This window comes from Streptomonospora nanhaiensis, from assembly GCF_013410565.1.
Lineage (GTDB): Bacteria > Actinomycetota > Actinomycetes > Streptosporangiales > Streptosporangiaceae > Streptomonospora > Streptomonospora nanhaiensis.
Map to the genome: position 1 here is coordinate 2,416,727 of NZ_JACCFO010000001.1, position 26,677 is coordinate 2,443,403.

General features: G+C 73.9%; 28 protein-coding genes. 1 reads left to right on the top strand and 27 read right to left on the bottom strand.

The features are described from left to right. Positions 1-47 precede the first annotated feature (47 nt). Positions 48-1,409 carry a PucR family transcriptional regulator gene (locus tag HNR12_RS29510; RefSeq protein ID WP_308251391.1) on the top strand — a complete coding sequence of 454 codons (1,362 nt, stop codon included), beginning with the start codon at positions 48-50 and terminating at the stop codon, positions 1,407-1,409. Here the strand turns inward: HNR12_RS29510 and HNR12_RS10360 are convergent. The 27 genes from HNR12_RS10360 to HNR12_RS10490 all read right to left on the bottom strand — a co-directional run bounded on the left by HNR12_RS10360 (position 1,370) and on the right by HNR12_RS10490 (position 26,645). After that, entirely contained in the window at positions 1,370-2,164 is a 795-nt protein-coding gene (locus tag HNR12_RS10360) for an FkbM family methyltransferase (RefSeq protein WP_179767288.1), read from the bottom strand. The genes HNR12_RS29510 and HNR12_RS10360 overlap by 40 nt on opposite strands. 201 nt (positions 2,165-2,365) lie before the next feature. Continuing rightward, positions 2,366-3,376, bottom strand: coding sequence for a tryptophan--tRNA ligase (locus HNR12_RS10365; RefSeq protein ID WP_179767289.1), 1,011 nt, complete (start codon positions 3,374-3,376; stop codon positions 2,366-2,368). Between the two features lie 74 nt (positions 3,377-3,450). Next, on the bottom strand, positions 3,451-5,337 hold the full coding sequence (locus tag HNR12_RS10370) for a serine/threonine-protein kinase (protein ID WP_179767290.1): 1,887 nt from the start codon (positions 5,335-5,337) through the stop codon (positions 3,451-3,453). A gap of 575 nt (positions 5,338-5,912) precedes the next feature. Continuing rightward, positions 5,913-6,992 carry a zinc metalloprotease gene (locus HNR12_RS10375; RefSeq protein WP_179767291.1) on the bottom strand — a complete coding sequence of 360 codons (1,080 nt, stop codon included), beginning with the start codon at positions 6,990-6,992 and terminating at the stop codon, positions 5,913-5,915. Positions 6,993-7,233: 241 nt separating this feature from the next. Further along, entirely contained in the window at positions 7,234-8,949 is a 1,716-nt protein-coding gene (locus tag HNR12_RS10380; RefSeq protein ID WP_179767292.1) for a DEAD/DEAH box helicase, read from the bottom strand. Positions 8,950-9,095: 146 nt separating this feature from the next. Then, entirely contained in the window at positions 9,096-9,608 is a 513-nt protein-coding gene (locus tag HNR12_RS10385; RefSeq protein WP_179767293.1) for a hypothetical protein, read from the bottom strand. A 168-nt stretch (positions 9,609-9,776) separates the two neighbouring features. Beyond that, complete coding sequence (locus tag HNR12_RS10390; protein ID WP_179767294.1) at positions 9,777-10,175, bottom strand: hypothetical protein; 399 nt, start codon at positions 10,173-10,175, stop codon at positions 9,777-9,779. 101 nt (positions 10,176-10,276) lie between these two features. Further along, on the bottom strand, positions 10,277-10,444 hold the full coding sequence (locus HNR12_RS10395; protein WP_179767295.1) for a hypothetical protein: 168 nt from the start codon (positions 10,442-10,444) through the stop codon (positions 10,277-10,279). A 7-nt stretch (positions 10,445-10,451) separates the two neighbouring features. After that, positions 10,452-11,258, bottom strand: a complete 807-nt coding sequence (locus HNR12_RS10400; protein WP_179767296.1) for a class E sortase — start codon at positions 11,256-11,258, stop codon at positions 10,452-10,454. Positions 11,259-11,580: 322 nt separating this feature from the next. After that, positions 11,581-11,817 carry a DUF3039 domain-containing protein gene (locus HNR12_RS10405; protein ID WP_179770531.1) on the bottom strand — a complete coding sequence of 79 codons (237 nt, stop codon included), beginning with the start codon at positions 11,815-11,817 and terminating at the stop codon, positions 11,581-11,583. Between the two features lie 174 nt (positions 11,818-11,991). After that, on the bottom strand, positions 11,992-12,579 hold the full coding sequence (locus HNR12_RS10410) for a YqgE/AlgH family protein (RefSeq protein ID WP_179767297.1): 588 nt from the start codon (positions 12,577-12,579) through the stop codon (positions 11,992-11,994). Positions 12,580-12,675: 96 nt separating this feature from the next. Continuing rightward, positions 12,676-14,139, bottom strand: coding sequence for an NAD-dependent malic enzyme (locus HNR12_RS10415; RefSeq protein WP_308118591.1), 1,464 nt, complete (start codon positions 14,137-14,139; stop codon positions 12,676-12,678). Positions 14,140-14,510: 371 nt separating this feature from the next. After that, positions 14,511-15,233 carry a cytidylate kinase-like family protein gene (locus tag HNR12_RS10420; RefSeq protein ID WP_179767298.1) on the bottom strand — a complete coding sequence of 241 codons (723 nt, stop codon included), beginning with the start codon at positions 15,231-15,233 and terminating at the stop codon, positions 14,511-14,513. A gap of 247 nt (positions 15,234-15,480) precedes the next feature. Beyond that, complete coding sequence (locus HNR12_RS10425) at positions 15,481-16,428, bottom strand: tetratricopeptide repeat protein (RefSeq protein WP_179767299.1); 948 nt, start codon at positions 16,426-16,428, stop codon at positions 15,481-15,483. Positions 16,429-16,496: 68 nt separating this feature from the next. Continuing rightward, on the bottom strand, positions 16,497-16,673 hold the full coding sequence (locus HNR12_RS10430) for a DUF397 domain-containing protein (RefSeq protein WP_179770532.1): 177 nt from the start codon (positions 16,671-16,673) through the stop codon (positions 16,497-16,499). Positions 16,674-16,685: 12 nt separating this feature from the next. Next, entirely contained in the window at positions 16,686-16,865 is a 180-nt protein-coding gene (locus HNR12_RS10435; protein WP_179767300.1) for a DUF397 domain-containing protein, read from the bottom strand. Further along, a complete protein-coding gene (locus HNR12_RS10440; protein WP_179767301.1) occupies positions 16,840-17,658 on the bottom strand; it encodes a helix-turn-helix domain-containing protein in 819 nt (272 codons plus the stop codon). Before HNR12_RS10440 ends, HNR12_RS10435 begins: the two co-directional genes overlap by 26 nt. A 575-nt stretch (positions 17,659-18,233) precedes the next feature. Further along, a complete protein-coding gene (locus HNR12_RS10445) occupies positions 18,234-18,644 on the bottom strand; it encodes a hypothetical protein (protein ID WP_179767302.1) in 411 nt (136 codons plus the stop codon). A gap of 121 nt (positions 18,645-18,765) precedes the next feature. Further along, complete coding sequence (locus HNR12_RS10450) at positions 18,766-19,158, bottom strand: hypothetical protein (protein ID WP_179767303.1); 393 nt, start codon at positions 19,156-19,158, stop codon at positions 18,766-18,768. After that, positions 19,137-19,388, bottom strand: coding sequence for a hypothetical protein (locus tag HNR12_RS10455; protein ID WP_179767304.1), 252 nt, complete (start codon positions 19,386-19,388; stop codon positions 19,137-19,139). The genes HNR12_RS10450 and HNR12_RS10455 overlap by 22 nt, the downstream gene beginning before the upstream one ends. 101 nt (positions 19,389-19,489) lie before the next feature. Beyond that, on the bottom strand, positions 19,490-20,134 hold the full coding sequence (locus HNR12_RS10460) for a hypothetical protein (protein ID WP_179767305.1): 645 nt from the start codon (positions 20,132-20,134) through the stop codon (positions 19,490-19,492). Between the two features lie 114 nt (positions 20,135-20,248). After that, entirely contained in the window at positions 20,249-20,818 is a 570-nt protein-coding gene (locus HNR12_RS10465; protein WP_179767306.1) for a hypothetical protein, read from the bottom strand. A 263-nt stretch (positions 20,819-21,081) separates the two neighbouring features. Continuing rightward, positions 21,082-22,851 carry an acyl-CoA mutase large subunit family protein gene (locus HNR12_RS10470; RefSeq protein ID WP_179767307.1) on the bottom strand — a complete coding sequence of 590 codons (1,770 nt, stop codon included), beginning with the start codon at positions 22,849-22,851 and terminating at the stop codon, positions 21,082-21,084. A gap of 295 nt (positions 22,852-23,146) precedes the next feature. After that, positions 23,147-23,965 (bottom strand): hypothetical protein, encoded by an 819-nt coding sequence (locus tag HNR12_RS10475; RefSeq protein ID WP_179767308.1) that lies wholly within the window; start codon positions 23,963-23,965, stop codon positions 23,147-23,149. A 477-nt stretch (positions 23,966-24,442) separates the two neighbouring features. After that, the gene (locus HNR12_RS10480) at positions 24,443-25,147 is read right to left on the bottom strand and encodes a hypothetical protein (protein ID WP_179767309.1); all 705 of its coding nucleotides are present in this window, start codon (positions 25,145-25,147) and stop codon (positions 24,443-24,445) included. Positions 25,148-25,251: 104 nt separating this feature from the next. Then, positions 25,252-25,878, bottom strand: a complete 627-nt coding sequence (locus HNR12_RS10485) for a hypothetical protein (RefSeq protein ID WP_179767310.1) — start codon at positions 25,876-25,878, stop codon at positions 25,252-25,254. A gap of 236 nt (positions 25,879-26,114) precedes the next feature. Next, a complete protein-coding gene (locus HNR12_RS10490) occupies positions 26,115-26,645 on the bottom strand; it encodes a MarR family transcriptional regulator (RefSeq protein ID WP_179767311.1) in 531 nt (176 codons plus the stop codon). Positions 26,646-26,677: the final 32 nt, after the last annotated feature.

A 26,677-nucleotide genomic window follows, 5' to 3' on the forward strand; every position in this document is an offset into this window, starting at 1 on the left:
GGCTAGCGTTGGGTGGAGGACCGCGACGGGGGTGTCTGGAGGTTCGTGTGGACTCCGCATGCCCCGTGCCGCCGGGTGCCGTCGAGCCCGGCGGGACGGCCAACCCGCTCGCCGGGATCCCGCCCGAGATCGCCGACCGGCTGCGCCCCTACTTCGACGACACCATCGAGCAGATCGTGGCCGCCATCCAGGCGCGCATCGCCGAGTACGACCGGCCCAGCGACCAGGTGTACCTGAAGGCCATGCGGGTGTCGGTGCGCGACGCGCTGGGCGCGTTCCTGGACCGCATCGGCGCGCCCGACCCGCCCGGCGACGAGCTGCGCGAGCGGTTCCGCGCGCTGGGGGCGGGCGAGGCCCACGAGGGGCGCAGCCTCGACAGCCTGCAGACCGCCATGCGCACCACCGCCGTGATCGCCTGGCGGCGCATCACCGAACTCCAGATGGACCAGCCGGCGGCGTTCCCCCGCCGCTACATCGGGCCGATGGCCGAGGCGGCGTTCCTGTTCCTGGAGGAGATCGCCGCCGCGGCGATGGAGGGCTACGCCGGCGCCCGCGCGCAGGCGGCCGGCGAGCTGCGCCGGCGCCGGGGCCGCCTGGTCAACCTGCTGCTGGCCGAGGACCCGCCCACGCCCGAGGCGGTGGCCGAGCTGGCGCGGGCGGCGCACTGGCGGCTGCCCGCCGAGGTGGCGGTGGTGGCGCTGCACGCCCGCGACCCCGACAGCGCCCGGACGCCCGTGCTGCCGCCCGACGTGCTGGCCGACCTCAACCGGGCCGACCCCGTGCTGGTGGTGCCCGACCCCGAGGGTCCGGGGCGGCTGCGCACGCTGGGCCTGGGCCTGCGCGACTGGGACGCGGCGGCCGGACCGCCGGTGGCGGTGACCCGGGCGCGGGTGTCGCTGGAGCGGGCGCGCGAGGCGCTGGCGCTGGTGACGGCGGGGGTGGTGCCCGGCGAGGGGGTGGTGCGCTGGCGCGACCACCTGGCGGCGGTGCTGCTGCTGCGCGATCCCGAGCTGATGGCGGCGATGGCCGAGACGCGGCTGGCGCCGCTGCGGGGCCTGCGGCCGGACCGCCGCGAGCGTCTCACCGACACGCTGCTGGCCTGGCTGCAGTCGGGGTTCAACGCCAACGAGGTGGCGGCGCGGCTGCACGTCCACCCGCAGACGGTGCGCTACCGGCTGCGGCAGGTGGAGGGGCTGTTCGGCGACCGGCTGCGCGACCCCGACCACCGGTTCGAGCTGGAGATGGTGCTGCGCGCCGAGCGGCTGGCCCGGCGCGGCGCGGCCGACGGGGCGCGCGAGGCGCCGGGAGCGGCGGGAGGGCCGGGGCGGGCGGATCCGCCGGGCCGGGCGGGCGGGCGCGCCCGTGCGGCTCAGGCGCGGCGGTCGGCTCCCTCGGCGGTGAACAGGTAGTTGCGGTGCCCCTCGCGCACCCGGTCGGCGTCGCGCCAGGCGCGGGCCACCCACACGCGCATCCGGTAGCCCATCGCGGCCAGCCGGTCGGCGACGTCGGCGGCGCGGGCGCCGTACTTGGCGAGGTGGCGGTCCTCGATCTCCAGCAGCAGGGCGGGGCGGTGGCGCTCCAGGGTCGCGGCGCCGCCGTCGATGACGGCGAGTTCGGCGCCCTCCACGTCGGCCTTGACGAAGTCGAGGCGGTCGAAGCCGAGTTCGGCGGCGAGGGAGTCGAGGGTGCTGACGGGCGCGGTCACGGTGCGCGCGGCGGAGAACTCGGTGTTGGGGCCGGGCGAGGCGGCGCCGGTGGTGAGGTAGGCGCGGCCGTGCACGGGCAGGCCCCGGCGCAGCGGCAGGCTGAGCGTGCCGGTGCCCTCCTCGCGGGCCAGCGCGCGGCGCAGGACGCGCACGTTGTCGGCGCCCAGGGCGCTGGCGGCCGTGGTCAGGAAGCGCGCCGGGCCGGGCAGCGGCTCCACGGCGTAGACCGCGCCGGCGGGGCCCGCCAGGTCGGCGAGGGTGAAGGTGTAGAGGCCGTACTCGGCGCCGACGTCCAGGCAGACGGCGCCGGGCCGGACGACCTCGGCGAGTCCGGCGACCTCGCGCTCGATGAAGAACGCGTGCGGGGACAGGCCGCGCAGGGCGGCGCCGACCGCGCGCAGCGGCGCGGGGCCGCTGCGGGGGGCGGGGACGTCCTGCGGCCGCGGTCGAGTGGTCATGCCGTATCCCTGAAAGACGTGTGGCGAGGTATGGCGACGGGTACGCGGTGCCGGACGGGATTCGTCCGGTGTGCCGCCGGGGTTTGGGCCGGGCCCGAAACCGCCGCGGCTCGGCCATGCTAATCCCGCGGCGGCCCGGCCGCACGCACCGGCGCGGCCGCGCGTGCGCGGGCCGGCGGGCGCTGGGGCAAGCCCTGCGCCCTAGTCGATCCCGACGGCGCGGCGCACCTTGGCCAGGGTGGCGCGGGCGCGCTCGCGGGCGCGCACGGCGCCGGCCGCCAGCACGTCGTCCAGCTCGCTGCCGGGCGCCATCAGGTCGTCGTAGCGCGCGCGCATGCCGCCGAAGCGGGCGTTGAGCACCTCGAACAGCTCGTTCTTCAGCTCGCCCCAGCCCATGCCGCCGGCCTCCAGGCGCTTGCGCACGGCGTCGGTGCGCTCGGGCTCGGCGAAGTGGGTGAGGAGCTGGAAGGGCACCGAGGTGTCGGGGTCCTTGGGGTCCTCGACCGGGGTGGAGTCGGTGGGGATGCGCCGGATGAGCTTCTTCAGCTTGTTCTCCGGCATGAACAGCGGGATGTGGTTGTCGTAGGACTTGCTCATCTTGCGGCCGTCGACGCCCGGCAGCACGCTGCCCTGGCCCTCGGGGTAGGAGCCCTCGGGGATCGGGAAGCTGTAGGTGTCGCCGTAGAGGTGGTTGAACGCCCCGGCGATGTCGGCGGTGTACTCGATGTGCTGGACCTGGTCGCGGCCCACCGGCACGACGTCGGCCTCCATCACCAGGATGTCGGCCGCCATGAGGATGGGGTAGTTGAACAGCCCCATGTTGACGCCGGCGTCCAGTTCGGTGCTGCCGGCGGCCTCGTTGCGGTCGCGCGCGGCCTTGTAGGCGTGCGCCCGGTTCATCATGCCCTTGGCGGTGACGCTCGCGAGGATGGTGGCCAGCTCGAAGACCTCGGGGATGCTGGACTGGCGGTAGAGCACGGTGCGCTGCGGGTCGAGCCCGCAGGCGAGCCAGGTGGCGGCGACCGACCGGATGTCCTCGCGCAGCTTCGCCGGGTCCTTGACCGTGTTCAGCGAGTGGTAGTCGGCGAGGAAGTACAGCGTCTCGTTGGAGTCCGCGGCGGCGAGCGCGGGCTGGATCGCGCCGATGTAGTTGCCGAGGTGGGGCATGCCGGAGGTCTGGATCCCCGTGAGGTAGGTCTTGGTCGCTGCCATGCGGCCGAGTTTATCGGGGCGCCGGAAGGCGGCCGGACCGGCGGCGCGGGGCCGCGCGGACCGGCCGCCGCGTCCTAGTTCCCGGTCTCGGCCGCGGCCAGGACGTCGGGCAGTTCGGCAACGCCGATGTTGTCCACCACCAGGATCTCCGACTCCGGCAGCAGCCAGGTGCGCTGGCGGTAGGCGGCGAAGTCGAAGCCGGGGGTGGCCAGGCAGGGCACGAGGAACTCGTTGTGGTAGGCGTCGAGGGCGCCGATGGGCGCCAGTTCGGCCTCGGGCGGATCGACGTCGGCCTCGCGGTCGTAGGGCAGCCGCTCCACGCCTTCGGGGCAGGGGCCGACGTCGCCGCTGGGCACGTAGAAGGTGTTCTGGTCGACGGGCCCCCAGCCGGGGCCGCCGCGGGCGATACCGAGCGGGCCGAGGATCTTGACGTGCTCGCAGCCCTCGGCGCTGGGGTAGGTCCACGTCAGGTCGGCGTCGCAGGAGCCGCCGCCGGGGAAGACCGCGATCCACTCCTCGAACTCCGGTGTGGGGCTGCCGGGGGTCTGGAAGTCGTCCTCGATGCGCTCCACGGTCCAGTCCTCGGGGAAGACGAACTCGACCGACCGGTAGGCCGCGCGCTGGGGGAAGGGCTCGCCGGAGTCCGAGGGGCTGGGGCTCGCTTGGGCGCTCGGCGCGGGGGTGCCGTCGCCGAGGAACCTCCCGGCGGCCACTCCCCCGCCGACGGCGGCGGTGGCGGTCACCAGGGCGGCGGTCAGCGCCATGCCCTTGCTCATGCCCAGGATCGTCCCGGCTCCGGCGGCTCCGGCCGCGCCCGCTCCGCCGCCCGCCGCGCCCGCTCCCCCGGCGGCGCCGCCCAGGGCCGCGCCGCCGGCGATCCCGCCCGTTGCGGTGGCCGAGGAGACGGCCAGCAGCGAGGCCGCCGCGACCCAGGGCCCGGCGCCGCGCCCGGTGGCGCCGAACCCCTGCCAGGAGGCGGTGAGCAGCGACCGCAGGCGGCGGCGCGGTTCGGTGCCGGCCGCCTCGCTCGGCGCGCCCGCGATCTCCAGCGCGGCGGCCAGCGCCTCGGCGGCGGTGGGCCGCTCGGCGGGGTCGGCGGACAGCGCGCGGCGCACCAGCGGCAGCAGGTCCTCGGGCACGCCGTCGAGGTCGGCCTGCCCGGAGCGCACGCGCCGGTTGCGGGTGTCGGGGTCGCCGCCGCCGAAAGGGCGCCGGCCGGTGGCCGCGCAGGCCACCAGCGCGCCCCAGGCGAACATGTCGGCGGCCGGGGTGGCGGGCCGGCCCGCCAGCCGCTCGGGCGCCACCCAGCCGGGGGTGCCGTAGACGGCCTCCTCGGGTCGGGGGTCGTCCAGCGCGCGGGCGATGCCGAAGTCGAGCAGGCGCGGGCCCTGCGGGGACAGCACGACGTTGGCCGGTTTGACGTCGCGGTGCACGATCCCGGCCGCGTGGACGGCCGCCAGCGCCTCGGCGGTGCCGGCGGCGAACGCGGCCAGGGCCGGCCCGCTGAGGGGGCCCTCGGCGTCGACGTGGTCGCTGAGCGAGCCGCCCTGGACGAACTCGGTGGCCAGCCAGGGCCGGGGCACCGTGGTCTCGGCGCCGAGGAAGGCGGGCGCGCACTCGGCGCTCACCCGGCTGAGGAGGTCGGCCTCGCGGGCGAACTGGGCGCGGTACTCGGGGCTGCGGGCGTGGGCGGGCTTGATCACCTTGACGGCGGTCCGCCGCCCGGCGGAGTCCAGGGCGCCGTAGACCACGCCCATGCCGCCCTCGCCGACGCGGCCGACCAGGGCGAAGGGCCCGACGGTGGCGGGGTCGTCGGGGCGCAGGGGGCTGAACCCGACCGGTAGGCGGTCCGGCGCGCCGGGCGGGGGCGCGGCGGGGCCGGACGGCACGGGGGCCTGGTGGCGGGGGGCGGGTTCTTCCGGGGGTTCGGGGGGTGTCGGGGGCACTGGGGGGACTGCCATGGCTGAATCCATTCCATACCGGGCACAGGCCACTCGCACGGCCGCCGGAACCGGCCCAGCGCACACGCGCGTCCGCCGTCCCCTGCGGGGACCGTCGGGCGGCGTCGTCCTGAGCGGCACCGGCCGGACGGACGGTAAGCCACTACCGTTCCGACGCGGCCGGCCCGGCACCCGTTCCGCCGTTGCCGCGCGAGGGCCTCTCCCGGTGTGACGCGGGCGGGCCGCGCCCGGGTTCGGCGGCCGTCGCCGTCGGCTGCCGTGCGGGGGGCGGGCCGGCGGTGGCGGCGGTGCGCGGCGGATCGACCGGTCCGCCGCGTCCGGCGGGGTCGGTCGGGGTTGACCGGGTGGGGTTGACGGGGTGGGGGGCCGTACGGGCCGAGGCGGCCGCCGAACCCGGCGAGGGCCGGGGGCCGCGCCCGCCCCGGGCGCCCAGCCCGCGGGCTGGGGCGAAGGGCGCCCCTTCGCCCCCCGGAGACGGCGCGCGGGCGGGGTTGAGCGCCCTCCCCCGAGGGGTTCGGGTGCTCGGCCCCGCCCGCGCGCCGCCGTGCCCCTCGCCGGGCCCGCCGCCGGTGCGGCTATCCGGCCGGCGGCGCGGGCGCCGGGGCGGGCGCCCCGTCGGGTGTCCGGGGCTCGACCTGCGCGCCCGGACCCTCGGGCGGCGCCGGCCGGGCCTGCGTGCGGCCGCCCGAGCGGAAGGCCTCCCAGTGCTCGGCCATCCGCCGCGCCTGGCCCCGGGTGAAGTTGTTCAGGCACGGGTCGTCGCTGTAGTCCATGAAGTTGTGGACGGGGTCGGCGCCCCGCTGGGGGCAGGTGTCGCTGTCCTCGGGGCAGCCGCTGGACTGCTCCCGCTGGTAGGGCGTGTCGTCCACGTAGTCGCCCGGCCGCTCGCAGCCGTTCTGGAAGGTGTGGAACAGGCCGAGCCAGTGCCCGGTCTCGTGGACGGCCGTGTAGCCGAGGTTGTAGTTCTGCCGGCTGCCGCCCGGCACGGTGCGGTAGTCCACCACCACGCCGTCGTTGGCGGGGGCGCTCTCGTACTCCTGCGGGAACGTCGCCTGGCCGAGCACGCCCTCGCCCATGTTGACCAGGTAGAGGTTGAGCGTCTCGGGGCCGCCGCGGCGCAGCCGCTCCTTGGCCTCCTCGGCGTGGGAGGTGAAGTCTGCGAACCAGGCGTCGTCGGCGGTGCGGGTGATGTCGCGCAGATCGAAGGAGAAGCCGGTGTCGGCTCCGGCGAACCCGCCGGAGAACGCCTTGTTCAGCACGTTGACCTGCCGCTCGACCGTGCCGTCGCCGACGTTTCCGGTGCCGTCCTCGGCGTGGACGACGTGCACGACGAGGGGCACGGTCCCCCCGGCGGCCGATTCGGCGGGCGCCTGCTGGCGGCGCAGCTCCTCGCGCAGCCGCTGGTCGTAGTCGGCGGCCTGCTCGGCGCTGAGCATGCCGGGGTCGTCGCGGCGCGCCTCGGCGGCGCGGGCGGCGGCGCCCTCCGGCGGGCAGTCGGGCGGTGCGGGGTGGTCCCCGGTCTGGGCCTGGGCCGCGGAGGTGGCGACGACCCCGGCGAGGGCCGCCGCGCCGACCAGCAGGCCGCCCCACGCCGTGACAGTCCTGACCGGTTTGCGAATCTTCGTGCCCCTCGGGGCCTTTCCACCTTGATTCATTACACGGACGGTAGTTGTGTGGTTACCGCACGCCTGTCCCGGCGCACCCGCGTTGCGAAGTGTTTGCCCGGCCATGGGCGGTCATTGCGCGGCGGTTTGGGGGCATCCGCCCGAAACCGGACCGGGCGGAGGGCCCGCCCGCGCCGGGGACACGGCGGCGGGGGCGGGCGCCCCTCGGCGCGCCCGACCCCCGCTGTGCTGTCCGGTGTACGCCGGTCCCGGCTGTGTCTCCTGTGCCGGGCTATCGGCCGCCCGTGGCCCAGGTGCGGATCTTGGCGATACGGGCGCGGATCTGGTCGGCGCTGGCCTGCGCGATCGCCGGACCGCCGCACACCCGCCGCAGCTCGGTGTGGATCACCCCGTGCGGCTGCCCGGTGCGGTGGTGCCAGGCCCCCACCAGGGTGTTCAGCTCCTTGCGCAGCTCGGCCAGCACCTCGTGGGCCGGGGGCTCGTAGGCGTCCTTGGGCGCCTTGCGCTCGTTGGCCCGCCGCTCGCCCTTGCGCTTGCGCAGCAGCTGGGCGACCTGGTCGGGCTCCAGCAGGCCCGGCAGCCCCAGGAAGTCCTCCTCCTCGGGCGAGCCGGGGGCGCCGCCGCCGAACTCGGCGCCGTCGTAGAGGACGCGGTCGAACTCGGCCGACGCCTCCATGGTCTCGAACGGCAGCTCCTCGCCGGCGTCGGGCGTGTCGCGCTTCTTGCGCGCCTCGTCGAGCAGGTCCTGCTCGGGGTCGAAGTCGCCCTCGCGGATCGGCCGGTCCAGCGCGTGGTCGCGCTCGCGCTCCATCTCCCCGGCGTACTCCAGCAGGCTGGGCACCGAGGGCAGGAACACCGAGGCGACCTCGCCGCGCCGCCGCACCCGCACGAACCGGCCCACGGCCTGGGCGAAGAACAGCGGCGTGCTGGTGGAGGTGGCGTAGACCCCGACCATCAGCCGGGGGACGTCGACGCCCTCCGACACCATGCGCACCGCGACCATCCACCGCTCGTCGGACTCGGCGAACTGCTTGATCTTCTTGCTCGCCGTGGGGTCGTCGGAGAGCACCACCGTGGCGCCGCGCCCGGTGATCTGGCGCAGGATGCGGGCGTAGGCGCGGGCGTTCTCGTGGTCGGTGGCGATCACCAGGCCCCCGGCGTCGGGGAAGCTGTTGCGGACCTCGGTGAGGCGGCGGTCGGCCGCCGCCAGCACCCGCTTGATCCAGTCGCCCTTGGGGTCGAGCGCGGCGCGCCACGCCTGCGCGAGGGCGTCCTGGGTCAGCGGCTCGCCCAGGCGCGCGGCCAGTTCGTCGCCGGCGCGGGTGCGCCAGCGCATCTCACCGGAGTAGGCCATGAAGATGACCGGGCGCACGACGCCGTCGGCCAGCGCGGGGGCGTAGCCGTAGCTGTAGTCCCACGAGCACCGGCGCACGCCGTTGTGGTCCTGGACGTAGTCCACGAAGGGGATGGGGTTGACGTCGGAGCGAAAGGGCGTGCCGGTGAGGGACAGCCGCCGGGCCGCCGGGTCGAAGGACTCGCGCACGGCGTCGCCCCAGCTCAGCGCGTCGCCGGCGTGGTGGACCTCGTCGAAGATGACGAGCGTGCGGCGGGCCTCGGTGCGGTTGCGGTGCAGCGCGGGGTGGGCGGCCACCTGCGCGTAGGTGACGGCGGCCCCGATGTACTGCTTGCCCAGCGCCCCCTGGCCGTTCTTGAAGTCGGGGTCGATGGCGATGCCGAAGTAGGCGGCGGCCTCGGCCCACTGCTTCTTCAGGTGCTCGGTGGGGCAGACGATCGTGATGGCGCGCACCACGTGGCGGGCCAGCAACTCGCTGGCGAGGGTGAGCGCGAACGTCGTCTTGCCGGCCCCGGGCGTGGCCACCGCGAGGAAGTCGCGCGGCTCGCGCCGGAAGTACTCCTCGAACGCTTCGCGCTGCCATTGCCGCAGGCCGGCGAGGCGTTCGTCGGTCGTGGTGTCAACAAGCGTCATGCTGCGGTTCCCCTGGTACTCACTCGGATGAGGGTATCCGCCCGAGCGGGCCGGAGCGGCGGGGAACGGCGGGCGCGTTGGTCACTTCCGCGCGGGGCCGGAGCGCGGAAGGCGGCGGGGGCAGGGCCGGTGGTGTCGTGGCGGTTTCACAGGCCGGCGGCCCGCCTGCGCTTCGCGGCCTCGCCTTCCCACGCGCGCCGGGCGGCCGCGGCCTCCCCGAGGTTGCGCTGCCTGGACTCGCCCTCCTGCGCGCGCCGGGCGGCGTCTGAGGCGGGGCTGACTCGCCCGGCCGATCCGACCGCCCGGGAGAGAGCACCGCGCGGGAAGTCGAGGCGGCGAGCCGCATCACCCTGCCCCGGCCGGAGGCCGCGAGGGGCGTCCGCGCCGGAGACCCGCCGGGCCGCCTGGTTCTCCTGGGCGAGGGCCAACTGCTGCCCGTGGGCCGCGACGATGGCCTCGGGAACGCGGTCGTTGCTCTGCAACCGCTCTTGCGTGGCCGCCATCCGCTCCACGGTGCGGTCCAAGGCGGGGTCGGCACCTCGTACCTGTGCCGCCTCCTGCGGTGAGAAGGTCGGCGACCGCGTCTCGGCTTCCAGCGCTTGGCTCACGCGCTTTGCCGCCTGCCCGCCCACATCTGCCATATGCCTGGCGATGCGCACGCGGCGGGGTTCAGGTCACCACTGTTCATGAAGTAGTTCAGGACGCTATTCACGGGGGAACGTTAGCGAAAGCGGGCGTTGACCGAAACCCGCTCACACACGGGGACATCGGCCACGGGCGAGCGCCGAGGCCGACCGGTGCGTACACCGTGTCGGCCGGTTCCGCCTCTACCGTCCTCGTCCGGCGGCGCCCCGGCGGGTGGGGGTGGGGCGGGCGTCGGGGCGTGCGGGCTGCGCGGCGCGCCGGCGCCGCCGGGCGGCGCCCACCGTGCTCCTGCTCATGCGCGCCCCCCGGTTCAGCTCCCTGCGCAAGGTCGCGCGCACCCGTGCCGCGCGCTCCGCGCGTTCGGCCTGCTGGGCCGCCGCCTTCTGCTCGGCCAAGCCGGCCTCAATACGTTCGACGGTTGCGGCCGTCTGCTGGCTGGCGCGCCGGGTATCCTCCACGGCCTGTCGCCGACGCTGCACGGCGTCCCGGACGTTGTAGGCGATGGCCTGGACGGCCCAGACCGCGAACATGATCGCGAAGGCACCGCCCACGCTCGCCAAGGCCAGCATCGGAAGACTCATGGCGGGAGCCTAGCCAACACGGGACGGGCGGAAGGTAACCGTTCGGTGAAGGTTCGGCGCCCTGCGGCGGTTCCCGCCGCAGGGCGCCGACCGGAGGGGCGTCAGCCGCCCTCCACCTCCACCGCGCCGTCGTTGAACGGCATGTAGGGGTCGATCGCCGGGAAGACGTAGAACCACAGGCCGGCGGCGATGCCCGCCACCAGCACGAGGGCCAGCAGCAGCTTCACCGGCCAGGGGCCGGGCAGCACGCGCCAGATCAGGCCGTACATCAGCGCATCACTCCCCCGCCGCGGCCTGGGTCTCGGGGGCCATGTCGGCGATGTTCTCGGGCATGCCCTCGTCCTTGGGCCGGGTGTCGGTCAGTTCGGCGTGGATGATCAGCCGGTGGGTGTTGTTGAGCCGGGGCGCGCACGTCGTCAGCGTCAGCAGGGACCGCTGCGGGTCCTCGTTGTTCTCCGGGTCGAAGGGGTCGGGGTCGACCACCTCCACCTGGTCGGGGGTGACCGTGCGCTCCTCGATCACCTCGTAGGTGTAGAAGTTGTCGGCGTCCTCCACGACGATCTCGTCGCCGTTCTCCAGCAGGTCCAGATCCCAGAAGATGCCGGGCGTGCGGTGGCCCGCCACCGCGTAGTTGCCGCGCTGGCCGGCGGCCGTGGCGTCGCCGCCGCTGACCGCGTCGTCGCCGTAGTGGCCGGGGCTGTAGCGGATGTCCTCCTGGCTGACCCCGTTGACGACCACCCACTGCAGGTCCAGTTCGGGGATGTAGAGGCGGCTGTTGGCCGAGCCGGGCAGCGGCTCGGAGTCGGGGCCGCGGGCCTCCTGCTGCTCCCACTGGTCTTCCAGGCCCTGGGCGAGCTGGTCCTGCTCGCGGTCGGTCTCGAACTGCTTGCCGTAGACCTCGTAGGCGGCGAAGAACAGCATGAGCAGCCCGGCGGTGAACAGCAGCTCGCCGATACCGCGGACGATCCCGCGCGCGATGTCGCCGCCCGAGCGCGCGCGCGGAGCGTGGGGGTGCCTCCTGCGGCCGCGGGAGCCGCGGCGGCGCGCCCCTCGGTGCGAATGGCGTTCGCCTGTGTAGACCATGTGACCTGCCGTCGACGTGCCGCCCCGTGCGCGCCCGGGCGCTGAGAGCGGGGCGCGTGGCCCGGGGCCTGGGCATGGCGGTGCGGGTGGTGGGGAGTCCGCGCGTTCGGCTCCATTGGGCCGAATGCGGCGATCTGTCCAGTGAGGAGCCTACCGCGCCCGCGGGGGCGGGACAGCGGTCATCGGCGGATCGCGGGCGGCCTGGTTCGGCCGCCGGGCCGGGGACGGGGGCAGGGCCGGCGAGGGCGTCCGCGCGGCGCTACGCGGCGGCGGTCGTGCGGGTGCCCGGGTGCGGGCCGCGCCCGGGCCGCCGCGCAGCCCGCTACTGCATCATCTCTTCGTAGATCTTCTTGCACTCCGGGCAGACCGGGAACTTCTTGGGGTCGCGGTTGGGGACCCAGACCTTGCCGCACAGCGCGATCACCGGGTTGCCCGTGACCGCGCTCTCGGTGATCTTGTCCTTCTGCACGTAGTGCGCGAACCGCTCGCGGTCGCCGTCGTCGTGCGAGATGTCCGGCCGGGTCTCGCTGTCCGGCTTGACCTTGCTCACAACGTCCATGGCCGTGTCCATCGCCATCGTGCCCTCACCTCCTCGGTGCTCACACGCGGTGCCTCCCTCGCGGCACCGCTCCTGCCTCGCCGCGCGGCCGGCGTGGGCGGGCGGGGGCCTTGCGCAGGCGCCGTCGCCGCTTCCGTGTCGCGCTTCCTCCACGGTATCGGCAGCGGCCCCCGCTCAGTTCAGGCTCGGGTCGTCGGGAAAGGTCGAGACCAAGGCGAGATCGCCGCCCTGGCGGCGCAGCACCCGCGGCCACAGGGAGTCGGGGTCGGCGGAGAACACGTCGTCGGCGACGGCGGGCAGGACGTACCAGGCGCCCTCGGCGATCTCGCCGGCGAGCTGGCCGGTGCCCCAGCCCGAGTAGCCGGCGAAGACGCGGAAGCGGCCCAGCGCGCCACCCAGGATCTCGGGCGGGGTGTCGAGGTCGACCACGCCCAGGCCGTCGACCCGGGAGCCCTCGTGGGTGCGGCCCTCAAGCGGGCGCCAGCCCAGCGGCGCGTGGCCGCCGCCCGCCAGGCCCAGCGCCAGCCCGGCGCCGGTGCCCACGGGCCCGCCGGAGAACATCACGGCGGGGTCGCTGGCGAACCCGCTCCAGTCGCCCAGCACCTCACCGACGGGGAGGTCGGAGGGCCGGTTGACGATGACGCCGAGGGTGCCCTCGTCGGGGTCGTCGTCGACGACGAACACCACGGCCCGCCGGAAGTTGGGATCCTCCAGCCGGGGCGTGGCCACCAGCAGGCTCCCCGTGAGGGTCGGCTCGCTCATGCTCCACCTTTACCCCGATCGCGGCGTGGACGCCAACGGCGCGGCACCGGCTGTGGAGGGCCGGGCGGGCGCCGGGGCGGCCCGCCCGGGGCGGCCTCAGCGGATGCCCGCGTCACCCCGGTCGGCGCGCGCCGCGGCGTCGGCCCGGCCGCGCCGCTCGTTGCGGCGCTCCTGCTCGCGCAGGGCGGCCTCGCGCACGGCGGCGGCCACGTGCCCGGACAGGTCGGGCTGGAACACGCTGGGGATGATGTAGTGCGGGCCGAGCTCGTCGTCGGTGACCACGTCGGCGAGCGCCTTGGCGGCGGCCACCATCATGTCGGAGTCGACGTGGTCGCTCTGGGCGTCGAGCAGGCCGCGGAACACGCCGGGGAAGACCAGCACGTTGTTGATCTGGTTGGGGTAGTCGCTGCGGCCGGTGGCGACGACGGCGGCGTGCAGGTGGGCGACCTCGGGGTCGACCTCGGGGTCGGGGTTGGCCAGCGCGAAGATGATGGAGTCGTCGTTCATCTCGGCGATGTCGTCGCCGGTGAGCACGTTGGGCGCCGAGACGCCGATGAACACGTCGGCGCCGTTGACCGCGCCCCGCAGGTCGCCGGAGTAGCCCTCGGGGTTGGTGTTCTCGGCGATCCAGGCGAGGTTGGGGTCGAGGTCGTCGCGCCCGGAGTGGACCGCGCCGTGGATGTCGCAGACGATGACGTCCTTGGCCCCGGCGTGCATGAGCAGCTTGAGGATGGCGGTGCCGGCCGCGCCGGCGCCCGACATGGCGATGCGGACCTCGCTGAGGTTCTTGCCGACCACGCGCAGCGCGTTGCGCAGCGCCGCCAGGACCACGATGGCGGTGCCGTGCTGGTCGTCGTGGAAGACGGGGATGTCCAGCAGGTCGCGCAGCCGCGCCTCGACCTCGAAGCAGCGCGGCGCGGAGATGTCCTCCAGGTTGATGCCGCCGAACCCGGGGGCGAGAATCTGCACGGTGCGCACGATCTCGTCCACGTCCTGGGTGTCCAGGGCGATGGGCCAGGCGTCGATGTCGGCGAAGCGTTTGAACAGCGCGGCCTTGCCCTCCATGACCGGCATGGCGGCCTGGGGGCCGATGTTGCCCAGGCCCAGCACGGCCGAGCCGTCGGTGACCACGGCGACGCTGTTGCGCTTGATGGTGAGGCGGCGGGCGTCGTCGGGGTTGGCGGCGATGGCCTGGGAGACCCGGGCGACGCCGGGCGTGTAGGCCATGGACAGCTCGTCGCGGTTGCGCAGCGGCACCTTGGACTTCATCTCGATCTTGCCGCCGAGGTGCATCAGGAAGGTGCGGTCGCTGACCTTGTGCACGGTGACGCCCTCGATGGCGCCGAGCGCGTCGACGATGGCCTGCGCGTGGTCGGTGTCGCGGGCGGCGCAGGTGACGTCGATGCGGATGCGCTCGTGGCCCGCCGAGGCGACGTCGAGGGCCGTGATGACGCCACCCACGTGCTCGACGGCGTTGGTGAGGCTGCCCACCGCGCTGCCGTGTCCGTCGAGTTCCAGACGAACCGTTATGGAGTAGGAAACGCTGGGAAGGGTGGCCACGTAAGCTCCTCTGATTCACGGATCTGGCACAGGTCGCGACGTGCCTTGGCGTGCCGGGTGCCTTGGCGGCGGGGGGAACTCGGCCGGGCGCCGGGGCGCGGGGCGGTCGCTGCCGCGGCGGCGCGGGGCAGAGGCCGGGCACCGGCCGGCCGGACGGCCGCGTCAAGCCGCATCTCTCATAGTGCCATCACCACCGCTCGTTCCGTGCGGCCTCATCGTGAGAAAGCGGACATCGCACACGGTATTCCGGATTGTTCCGCGCCGTGTCGCCTCCCGTCCGGTTCGGCGGCGGCGGATGCGGTGGGGCGGCGGTGGCAGGGCGGAGAGGACGGCGGCCGGGCTTTGCGGCCGGGGCCGCCCGCCCGCGGCGGCTACTCCTGGGCGGCGCGCTCGCGGACCACGCGCTCGATGATGTCGGCGCACGTGGCCAGGTCGATCACGGTGGAGTCCAGCACCAGGTGGTAGAGCGCGGCCGAGGCGGGGTCGCGCTGGTAGAAGCGGCGCACGTAGGCGGCGCGGGCGCGGTCGTTGTCGCGCAGGTCGCGCATGGTGGGCGGGCTCCACAGTTGGGCGTGGCCGGCCTCGCGGTCGTCGCCGTCGCCGCCCTGGCCGTGCGCCGGTTCGCGGCCGGTGGACTCGCGCAGCACGGTTGCCTGGCGCAGCCGCCGCTCGGGCGGGCCGTCCAGCCGCACGTGCACGGCGCGCGGGGTGTCGGCCAGGACCGCGGCGCCCGCGCGGCCCAGGATCACCCCGCCGGACTCGGCGACCTTGCGGATCACCTGCTCGGTGCGGTCCACGAACTCGTGGTCGAACAGCAGGCGCCCTTCGCCGTCGGCGGCGGGGATGTAGGTCATGTCCACGCTGCCGGGGGTGATGGCGGGCAGCCGGGCGGCGCTCGCCAGCAGCCGCTGGAAGCCGGTGGGGGCGCGGTCGTCGTGCTCCAGGACCTCTTGGAGGGAGCAGCCGATCTCGCGGGCCACGGCCGTGGGGATGGCGCGGTCCACGAACGGCACCCCCAGCCGCTCGGCGAGGGAGGGGCCGACCACGCTGCCGCCCGCCCCGAAGGTCGCGGAAATCGTCACCACGTGGGTCATCGCAGCCACCGCCCGGTGTCGGCTGTGCTCTTCCGTGCCAGGGTGGTACCCGCAACGGGGCGGACCTAGCCGCCCGCCGCCCCATATGTGCCGGTTTGATGACCGGCGCACGCGCGCGGCGGCCCGGGGCGTCCGCCCCGCCCCGCGCGGCGGCGGGGCGGGGCGGACCAGCAGCGTCGACGGATCCGGGCCGCCCGGGCGAGCGCCCGGGTGCCGGCCGCGGCGCGGTGGCCGGTGCGGTCGGCGGCTAGAACAGCGCCGAGGTGAGGGCGCGCCGCGCCTTGCCCACGCGGGGGTCGCCGGGCGGCAGGATCTCGAACAGCGACAGCAGGTGCTTGCGGGCGCGGTCGCGGTCGTCCTCGCTGGTGCGCTTGACCGTGGCGATCAGCCGGTCGAAGGCGTCCTCGATCTTGCCGCCGTACATGTCGATGTCGGCGACGTTGATCTGGGCCTCGACGTCCTGGGGGTCGTCGGCGGCGGCCTTGCGCGCGGCGTTGGCGTCGAGGGCGTGCACCCGGGTGAGCAGGCGGACCTGCGCCAGCTTGGACTTGGCCTCGTCGTTCTTGGGGTCGGCCTCGACGGCCTTGGCGTAGACGGCCTCAGCGGCGGCGAAGTCGCCGCGCTGCAGCGCCTCCTGCGCCTCGACGTCGGCGGGGTCGCCCCCGCCCGCCGGTCCGGCCGCCTGCTCCTCGCCCGCCTCGCCCTGGGGGCCCAGGCCCGCGTACTCCTGGGGGAGGATGCCCTGCTGGCGCAGGCCGTCGAAGACCTGGCCGAGCCAGTCGCGGAGCTGGTCGTAGTTGGCGGGGCCGACGGGGCCGGGCACGACCTGCCCGCCGATGACCATGGCCACCATGGGCACGCCGGGCACGCGCAGCGCCTGGGCGATCTGCGGGCTGGCCTGGACGTCGACCTTGGCGACGGCCCACTGGCCGCCCGCCTCGACCGCGAGCCTGTCGAGGGCCTTCTCGACCTGGTTCGACTGCTCGGAGCGGGTCTGGAGGACCGCGAGGATGACGGGGGCGCTCATCGAGCGTTCGAGGACCTCCTGCTGGAAGTTCTCCTCGCTGATGTCGATGGCGTAGGGGTTGGCGTGACCGGACGACGCCTCGGCCTGCCGCTTGGCCTCGCGTTCCAAGGCCGCCTTGCGAGCACCGAGGTCGACCGCGCCCTGCATGGAGTAGTCCGAAGGCTGCATGCCTCCATCCTGCCGCATGCGGGAGGTCGCGAGTGAAGTATCCACAGGCCGAGTCGGGTCACACCGGACTACAACTCGCCCGCCTTGACCCCCGCCAGGAAGGCACTCCACTCATCCTCGGAGAACCCAAGGCACCCGAGGTCCCGGTGCTGGGTGTCGCGGACCAGCGTCTGCTTGCCTTCGGACACCTCGACGCAGTTGGCGCCCTTCGGCCCGCTGTAGCTGCTCTTGTGCCAGCCTCGCATCGCCCTCACCTACTACAGCTCGTCTGCCTTGACCCCCGCCAGGAAGGCACTCCACTCATCCCCGGAGAACCCAAGGCACCCGAGGTCCCGGTGCTGGGTATCGCGGACCAACGTCTGCTCGCCCTCGGAGACCTCGACGCACTCACCGCCACTGCCGTCGCTATAGCTACTCTTGTGCCACTCTCTGCACATTGTCTATCTCCTTGATCCGCTTGAGAGATTCAGCCGGGGACAGCGCCTCGCCTTGGACCAGCCCGAAGATCGTACTGAGTTCGGCGGTCTCCTGCGGTTTGGTGATGCTACGGCCTCCCAACGGATCGTCGATGAACGCGACGACTCGGGAGTCGTCCAGGTTCATCAGACGGAAGGCACTACACAGGCCGGGATGCCGGGGCACATCCGACATCAGGTACAACCGGATGTTTCCACCCTCCGCCAGATCGATCAGACGCTGCCGCTGCTCATGCATGATCTGCACGTTCCCGACCACGCGCGAAATCGCCACCTCTTCGACAACAAAGCACAGCAAAGGTCGCGTATCCGCCAGGTGCGCCATTCGCTCGACTCGCGTCTGCACCATGTATTCGACCTCTTCCGCCGTGCTGCGCACCTTGCGAGCACTGATGAGGCTCCGCGCGTAGTCTGCGGTCTGAAGCAGGCCGGGGACCAGTATCGAGTGGTACTCGCGAATCTCTCGCGCCCGCCGCTCCATCTTCAGAGCGTTCTTGAACTCTCCTGGCACATGGGCGTCTTGGACCAACTCCTCCCACAGTTGCCGAAGCGCGCCCCCGGTCGTAAGCGCGTCATCGAGGGCTTCCACCTTGTCACGTGGTGGCCATCGTGTGCCCGCCTCGTACTTGCCGATCATCTGGCGGCTTATGCACGCCTTTCGACCGAGGGAGTCCATCGTCTCCCCGGCCAGCCGCCGCGTCTGACGCAACTCCGTTCCCCAACGCTTCCATTTTTCGTTCACACGCTCCACCATGTGAGCGATTATGCGCCACCAAGGCTCACTCTCGCGCCGTGTTCTCAATAAGGGAAGAACTATGTATCCATAGTGGCAGGTCAGCCTGGGAGCGGGCATGCTGGAAGCACGAACCGAGCAGCACCATCCGAACCCCGGAGGCGCGAATGGAAAAGACAGAAGGGTGGGAATGTCGGCTTTGCACCAGGCCCAACAACACTGAGGAGGTATGCGGGTACTGCGGAAATCCTTTGAGCGCCAATGCGACGCTCCCGCCGCTCCCGCATAAAAGACCCGTTCGACGGGTCCGAAGGGCCTCCCGGATCCGGCCCTACGTGCACCGGCACTTCCGGCACCACCCAGTACCCGACTCCCCTCCCCCCGGCACTCCCTGGTCGGGACGAGGGTTGAGGGAGGAGGGCGCCGTCGCGGGCGCTCTCCCAACGGCGGTCGGCTGTCTCACCAGCACTGCGGCCACCGCCGGATAAGGCGGGGTAGGGCATAGCCCCGCCGGGCGGGGAGTGCCAGCCCCCGCCCACAACACAGAGGGGCGGCCGCGTTCTTCTCCCACGTTGCGGCCGCCCCTCGCCCGTAGCTCAGAGCGTGCGCGCCTTGGTCATGGTGTGCGGGGCGCCGTTGACCGCAGGCCGCTCGCTCCGCGTCAGCCCCTTGTCGAGGCTCACCTTGGCGCCCTTGGCGAGGTCCGTGACACCTGGGCGCTCGCCGCCCTTCTTCTTCAGAAACACCGAGCCCAACTTCGCGGCCACGGCCGCGGCCGCGCCCTGGGGGTCGCCGTTGGCGGGCGCGGCGGGCGCGTCCAGGTTGATGGCGTCCATGCCCGGGATGCCGACCGCGGTACCGACGGCGGCCCTGGTCATGCCGCGCGCAGCGCCCTCAAGCAGCTTCGCCATCTCCGCCCCGGACCGGACCGCCTCCGGGCCGTCTGTCGGCGCCACCTGGGGCTGCGGCTCCTCGTCGCGCACCTCGACCGCCGCGCGCAGGTCCATCTTCTCATCTTGGGAAAACGCCATTGTCGCCTCTCGCTTTCCACGTATGGCACTGAAACCGGACGGGGCAGGGTCCGGAAAGATCATTGTCGTTCACCGCGGGTTCGACAACCCGAAACGGCTATGCCGTAGGTCCCTTCTTCGCGCCCGGGGACGGCGGCAGGCGACGGGCCGCGTCGGCGGTGGCTTTGCGCTTGCCGCACCGCTCCACCCGGCGGCGCGGACGGTCGCGCAGGACAGGCGTCGGCCGGTCCGCCGCACGAAGGGCGGCCTCGTGCCGCTCCAGCTCACCGGACACCCGGTCGAGGTGCCGCGCCTTCAGTTCACCGACGGCGGTCTGCCGCTCCACGTCCCGCGTCCTGCCCTCGTAGTGGGCGATCGCCTGAGCGGCCACCTGCGCGGCCTCGCCCGTGCTGCCGGGCACGGACTCGACCGGCCCGAGGAGCCAGCCGCCCGGCTCGTGGTAGGACGTGTCCGACAGCGCGCGGGTGGTCATGCGGATCCAGGCGTCCACCTGCCGCATGAACCCGGGATCGAGGCGGGGGCTGCCTTTGCGGCCTGCGTGGCGAGTTCGGCGCTCTTGTCGGCCATCGTCTCGGCCGCCTGCCTCATGGCCTTCACCGCGCGCCGGAAGTCCTCGCGCTTCCGGTAGACCTGGCTCCTCAGTTCCGGAGAGACCCGCTCCAGCACCGGCACCAGGTTCTGGAAGTAGTCGGTCTCCGCGCGGTAGTACTGCTCCGCCATCTCTCTCCTTCCCCCCCCGCACCGCTCAGCGGACAGGGCGGAGTCCGTAGTGCACAGGGATCATGCCGCACGGCCGCGCCCGCGCACGGCCGGCGGGAGCGCTACGCGGAACGCCCCGGACGGCGCCCGGTGGCCCGGCCCTGACGGACGGCGGCGGTTGCCCGCCGGCGGCCTGCCCTCACCGTGGTGCGCCGCTGCGCGGTCCGGCCTCGGGGGGTGTCCCGGGTGACCGGCGGCTTGGCGGCGGCCTCGCGAGCGGCGGACCGGGCGGATTCGCGCTCCCGGTAGTGGGCGACGACATCGGCGAGTTCACCGGCGAACGCGTTCGCCTTGGCCGTCCGGGTCTGGGCGACCTCCGTCTTGCCGCGGTACACGCGGGCGCCTATGGCGACCCTGGTCGCGGCGTCCCGGGGCGGATCGTTGGAGTAGACCCACAGGTTGGGCTCGTTGAAGGCGCTCTCGTCCACGAGCCGTTCGCCCCTGTGCAGCAGGGTCCGCAGGCGGTCGACAGAGGCGCGGGAGCCGTCGGCGTCCGAGAGCGGCGTGTCGGGCAGGCCGCGGACGATCTCCTTCAACTCGGCGAGCCGCCCCGCCACGGCGCGGGCGGCCTTCCGCAGCTCACCGGCGGCGGCCTGGTAGTCCCTCCGGGCACCGGCGTACTGCTTTTGAAGCTCGTCGGAGGCCAGGTGGAGAACGGGCGCCAGCATGGCGTGGTAGTCGCTCTCGTGCGCGTGGATCGCAACCATCGCTCGCCTCTCGTGTCCGTGCCGCGCGCCCCCGGCCGCGAGCCGGAAGGTGGGAAGGGCGGTGTGCACAGCGATCATGGTGCACTCCCGCGCGCCGCACAACCCGTGGAGACGCTAGGCGGAGCGCCCCCGGCCGCTCTCGGAGGAGTCCGGGCGGCGGCCGGCGGCGGCGCGGCCCCGCTGGCGCCCCGCTTTGATCGTGGTGCGCTGCCGACGGCCGGAGCCTCGGGCGTTGTCACGGGTAGGCGTGGGCACCTGGGCGGCGGCGTTGTCCGCCGCCTCGGCGGGTGGGGGCGTCCCGTGCTCCGCGATGGCGGCGTCGAGCTTGGCCAAAAACTCGTTCGCCTTCGACGTCCTGTGCTGGACGGTCTTCGTCTGCCGTTCGTAGAGGTTTGTGCCCGCGGCGACCAGACGAGCCAGCCGGAACGTCCTATCGAGGGCGGACCCGGGGTAGTCCCAGTAGGCGGGCTCGCGGGGAGGGGAGTCGGCCCAGAAGTACTCCGCCTGCGCCAGCACCTTCCCAAGCGCCTCCCAGCGTTCGTGGTTGTCCGTGGAGGCTTCACGGATCTCGCGGATCCGCTTGAGCCTTTCCGTCAACCCGCTCTCGGCTGCGCGCAGCGGCTTCAGGGCGTCCCGGTATGCCTTCCTGGCGTCGCCGAACTGCTCCGCGACGACATGGGGCACCTTGCCAGCGCCGGCGCGAGCCTCTCGTAGTAGTCGCCTTCTCTGAAGAACGTCTTCATGGCGTGTCCCTCGTCTCTTCTCCTCGCTTCCGGGACCGGCCCCGGACGTTCGGACGATGATGGCGGCCCGCCCCCGGTTGCACAACCCCGGTCCACCGGCACGCGCGACGGGTGAGCGCCTTCGCGCACACGGAAACGGAAGGGGGCGGCCGGACCGATGCGTCCGGCCGCCCCTTCGCGTGCCGCGCTGCGCCGCGCGCCGTCCTAGAGCCGGGGGTCCTCGGTATAGGTGCCGAACTCCTGGCCCATCGTGCCGCAGATCTCGCCCAGGGTGGCCTCGGCGCGGGCGGCCTGGAGGATGACCGGGATCAGGTTGGGCCGGGCGGGGTCGCGCACGGCGTCGAGCAGGTCGGACAGCGCGGCGTCGACGGCGGCCTGGTCGCGCTTGGCGCGGCGCTCGGCCAGCACCCGCCGCTGCTCCTCCTCGACCTCGTGGCTGATGCGCAGGGTCTCGACCTCGCCGGTGATGGTGGAGGTGTGGCAGTTGACGCCGACGATGCGCTTCTCGTCCTTCTCCAGCGCCTGCTGGTACTGGAACGCCGACTCGGCGATCTCGGAGGTGAACCAGCCGTTCTCGATGCCCGCCAGGATGCCGGAGGTGATGGGGCCGATGGCGTGCTCGGCGGCGTCGCGGCCGGCCGCCGCGGCGTCCTCGGCGCGCTCGGCCTCCTTGGCGGCGCCCATGCGCTCGATGCGCTCGAAGATCCGCTCGGCCTCCTCCTCCAGCCGGTCGGTGAGCGCCTCGACGTAGTAGGAGCCGCCGAGCGGGTCGGCGACGTTGACCACGCCGGTCTCCTCCATGATCACCTGCTGGGTGCGCAGCGCGATCTCGGCGGAGGTGGCGGTGGGCAGCGCCAGGGTCTCGTCGAGGGCGTTGGTGTGCAGGGAGTTGGTGCCGCCCAGCACCGCCGACAGCGCCTCGACGGCCGTGCGGACCACGTTGTTGTAGGGCTGCTGGGCGGTGAGGGAGACGCCGGCGGTCTGGGTGTGGAAGCGCAGCCACATGGCCCGGTCGTCGGTGGCGCCGAAGCGGTCGCGCATCCAGCGGGCCCAGATGCGGCGGGCGGCGCGGAACTTGGCGATCTCCTCGAAGAAGTCGATGTGGGCGTCGAAGAAGAACGACAGCCCGCGCGCCAGTTTGTTGACGTCGAGCCCGCGCGAGAGCCCCAGTTCGACGTAGCCGAACCCGTCGGCGAGCGTGAAGGCCAACTCCTGCGCCGCCGTGGCCCCGGCCTCGCGGATGTGGTAGCCCGACACCGACAGCGGCTTGAACGCCGGGATGTTCTCGGTGCAGTACTCCATCAGGTCGCCGATGAGGCGCAGGTGCGGCTCGGGCGGGTACAGCCACTCCTTCTGGGCGATGTACTCCTTGAAGATGTCGGTCTGCAGGGTGCCGTTGAGCGTGGTGATGTCGGCGCCCTGGCGCTCGGCGGCGACCAGGTACATGCAGAAGACGGGGATGGCCGGGCCGCTGATGGTCATGGACGTCGTGGTCTCGTCCAGCGGGATGCCGTCGAACAGGACGTCCATGTCGGCGGCGGAGTCGACGGCCACGCCGCAGTGGCCGACCTCGCCCAGCGCCATGGGGGCGTCGGAGTCGTAGCCCATGAGCGTAGGCATGTCGAAGGCCACCGAGAGCCCGCCGCCGCCGGAGGCCAGGATCATCCGGTAGCGCTCGTTGGTCTGGCGGGCGTTGCCGAAGCCGGCGAACTGGCGGATGGTCCAGGGCCGCCCGCGGTAGCCGGTGGGGTACAGGCCGCGGGTGAAGGGGAACTCCCCCGGCCACCCGATGCGCTCGAACCCGGGGACGTCGGCGCCGGGCGGGGGTCCGTAGACCGGATCGACCGGTTGCCCGGACAGCGTGGTGCGGGGTTCGGGCGCGGCGGCGCCGCGCCCCTGGCGCGGTGCCCGCGCGGCGTCGTAGCGCGCCTGCCAGCGGGCCCGGCCCGCGGCGATCTCCTCAGCCTTGGCCATGCCCCAATATTAGGACGTCCAACTAAATTTGTATAGGAACCGCGCGCCGCGCCCGTTACGCGAGGAACGCCGCGCGGGAGGCCGCGGGAGCGCCGGCGCGCGGTGCCGCGCGGACTCGGCCGCGCTGGGGGTCGGCCTTGCCCAGCGCGACGCCCTTGGGCGCGTCCGCTCCAGTTCTCGTGGCCGGGGACCGCACGCGTCGTCCGCGGATCGTAGGACGGGTACGGCTTCAGCGCCGATCGTCGAGGCGGCCGTGGTCGGGCACGGCGGCTCCGTGGGGGCGGAAGGGGAGGTGCTAGCGGTGGTTGTGCGCGCGCCGGGCTCCGCCGGGCGAAGTTCGGCGAGGCCTCGCGGGCTGGATGACCGTGCGCTTGGGCTCGCGCTGTGGGGACGCGGCGGCGTCGCGGGGCGGGCGCGGGGCGTCGGCGGCCGCGGCGCGGTCGGGGCGGTGCTCGGGGGCGGGAGCCTCCGCCTTCACCCCGTCCGACTTCAGCACGGCGCGGGCCGTGTCGGCCATCTGGGCGATCGACGCCCGCTGATCGACCAGGGCCACGATCTCGCGGGTGAGGAAGCGTTTGGCGTCCTTGACGATGGAGACGGGGTCTTGCTGCCGCTCGGCCCCGGCGAGCGGGGCGAGACTGACCTCCCGCGTCAGTCTGCTGTCCAGGTAGGTCACCGTCGTCTTGACGACGAAGGCGGCGTCGAAGTCCTCGTGGCCGGGCACTCCGACCTCGGGCGGGATCCGCTCGGCCGCGGCCCGCAACTCGCGCATCTCCTTCGCCCGCGCCAGGCGGACCTCGCTGTAGCGGTCCAGCAGGTCGGAGTAGGACGCCGCGTGGTGCGCCGTGGCCGGGTCGGCGCGGACGGCCTCCAAAGCGCCCTGGACGGCCCTGTCGTCCACCTCAAACTCCCGGTAGGAGGAGCGGCCCGCGCGGGCCGCTCGCAGGGCGTCCCCCAGGACCCGCTCGGTCGTCGCCAGCGCCTCCCGCGCCCGCGCCGCCGCTGCCATGGACCTCGCGGTCTCGTAGGAGAGGCGGCGGGTGTCGGACTCCAGGGTGCGCTTGGCGCCGTCGACGACCGCGGCCCCGTGGGAGCGTTCCGTCGGATGCCGCAACCGCTGCCGCCGGCCCGCCTGGAGTTGCAGCGTGGGGGCCGGTGTTCTCCCGCTTGGTCTGGCGGTCCGTCTCCGACAGCCGCTGCCAGGCGTCGGCGAGGCGGGGGTTCTCGGAGGACGCCGTCAGCTCGCTGACCTTCTCCTCGAACGCCTTTCGGAAGTCCGAAAGCTCCCAGGCCGCCCGGCCGAGGACCCCCCTCGCCTCGGCGTAGCCCTCCCGGGCCGCGACGTTCTCCCGCCGCAGGTCGGCATAGGAGCTTTCACCGGGCCGGTGGACCTCGAATCGCAGGTAGGGCGTGATCGACGCGTCTTCGACGGGAGGTTCGAACGACATGAGCGGCTAACGGGGCGGGGGGCGGTCCGGAACGGCGGGGAAGGGGGTCGGGTCGTGAGTGATCATGGCGGTTCGCCGCCCTGCGGACAACCTCCCTCCGCCGGGCGTTCACCGGGCGGACCGGGCGGCGCGGACGGGTGCGGCTACGCCTTCGAGGCGCCCCGGCCGTCGCGGGCCCGCGGGACGGGGGCGCGCGAAGGCTGGGTCGGGCCGGGACCGGAGCGCGCGCCGCGCCTCCCCGTGAGCCGGCCCGCCATCTCGCCCGCGATCCTCCGCGCGGGGTGGTCCTGCGTCTCCCGTGCCTCCCCCGCTTCGCGGGGGGTGTCGAGCTCCTTCTGGAACGCCTCGATGGCCGCGAGGTCCTCGCGCATGCTCGCGGACTGCTTGCCGATCCTGGCGGTGTCCTGCCGGAGCGCGTCGATCACCTCCTGCAGGGCCTGCCGAGCGTACGTCGGGGAGACCATGGACCGCACCCGTTCGGTGAGGCCGCTGTTCTGGTTCTTCAGCACCTCCGCCACGGCACCGGTCTTCGACAGGTCGGTGGGCTGGGACTGCACGACGTGGATCGCCGTCATCAGGCCGTTCAGCCGATCCGCGGCCGGATGGTTGTTCTCCCGTGCCTGGTCCCGGAGGCTATGCACGGTCGAGAGCTTGGTTGACAGCTTCTCGCGGGCGCTGCGCCACGCCTCCACGGCGTCCTGCCACTGTGCGGCCGCCGTACCGAGCTCCTCACGCACGGAGCCCTTGGCCTGGGCCATCAACTGCTCCAGGTACGCCAGTCCGTCCTGGTTCACACCGTCCGCGGAACCGCTCTCGACCATGCCGCCTCCGTTGTCCGACACGAGCACGCTGGGATGACGGACGGGGGCGGGGTCCGAAACGGATGATGGCGTGGGAACGTCCGCACGGCAACCCCGGGGCCCGCGCGGACCGCTTCACGCGCGCCCCGACCCTACCGGGCGCGGCCCCGGGCCGGGCCCTCGCCCGGGCGCGGTCCCCGGGCCGGGACGGTCCTTCGCCGCGCGGCGGCGGCCTTCGGCGACCTCGGCAGCCGGGCGTCGCCGCCCCGCGCGCGCTCCGTTGCCGCGAGCTCCGTCCGGATCCGCCGGACGGCGTCGCGGGCGTCCACGGTGGCCGCGACCAGGGTGCCGTGGCGGTCCTCCAGGCTCTTGCGGGCCTGGTTCACCTGGGCGGCGGCATCGGCCACCACCTGCCGGGAGTGCTCCACGGGCTCGGCGCCGGGGCCGGGCGGGCGCGAGGCGAGGACCACGGCCTCCGGCGGGCGGGCCGCCTCGGCGATGCGCTCCCGCAGGGCGGACAGGTCGGCCAGTCCGGCGGGGCGGTCCGCGCCCAGGGCCTCGACCTCGCGCTGGGTCCGGGCGGCCTGCTCGTCGGCCCGCCGGGCGTCGTCGCCGCCCGCGCCCCAAGCCGCGCGGGCGTGGTCGTACTCCTCCAGCGCCCGCTCCAGCAGCCCGACCTCCGGCGCGGGCCGGGTCCCTCCGGCCCCGGCCGTGCGCAGCCGTTGCAGGTCCGCCTGGATGGCCGTGGCGTCCACGGCGCCGAAGTGGTCGTCGGGCATGCCGCACCTTCCGTCGTGGGGGGTCTGCGAGCGGCGGGGTCGGGGCCGAGGACGATGATCGCGCCTGGCGGCCGTCCTGGCAATCTTCCCGGCCCGGCCCGCCCTCCCGCGCCCGGTTCACCCTTCCCCGCACGGCCCGCGCGGCGGCGGGCCGGGGGGCTCGCGACACTGCACCGCGTCGCCGCGCCCGCCTCGTGCGCACGAACGCGGGCGAGTGCGGCCCGGCTCCGGCGCCCTCAGCGGCCGGCCGCGCCGCCCTTGTCCGCCGGGAAGTCGCCGAACTCCACCCGGAGCTTGGTGAACATGGCGTGGATCCGCCAGTTCTCCTCGTCGGAGTAGCAGTCGAGGCCGAAGTCCATGGCGGTGAGGTCGCGGGTGGCGTCCTCGACCACCTGGCGGCCGCTGTCGGTGATCTCGGCGAGGGTGCCCCGGCCGTCGCTGGGGTTGGGCTTGCGGCGCACGAAGCCCTGGCGCTCCAGGCGGTCGATGGTGTTGGTGACGCTCGTGGGGTGCACCATCAGCCGTTCGCCGATCTTGCCCAGCGGCAGGGCGCCCGTGGAGCTGAAGGTCAGCAGCACCAGCGCCTCGTAGCGCGCGAAGGTCAGCTCGTAGGGTTTGAGCGCGGCGTCGAGCTGGCCGAGCAGGATCTGCTGGGCGCGCATGATCGAGGTGACCGCCGCCATCGCCGGGTTGGCCCCCCAGCGGCGCGTCCAGTTCTCGTGCGCCCGCTCGATGGGGTCGAACGGAAGATTAAGCGGGTTACCCACCCCGCCACTGTATCGAGCGCCGGGCGCGGCCG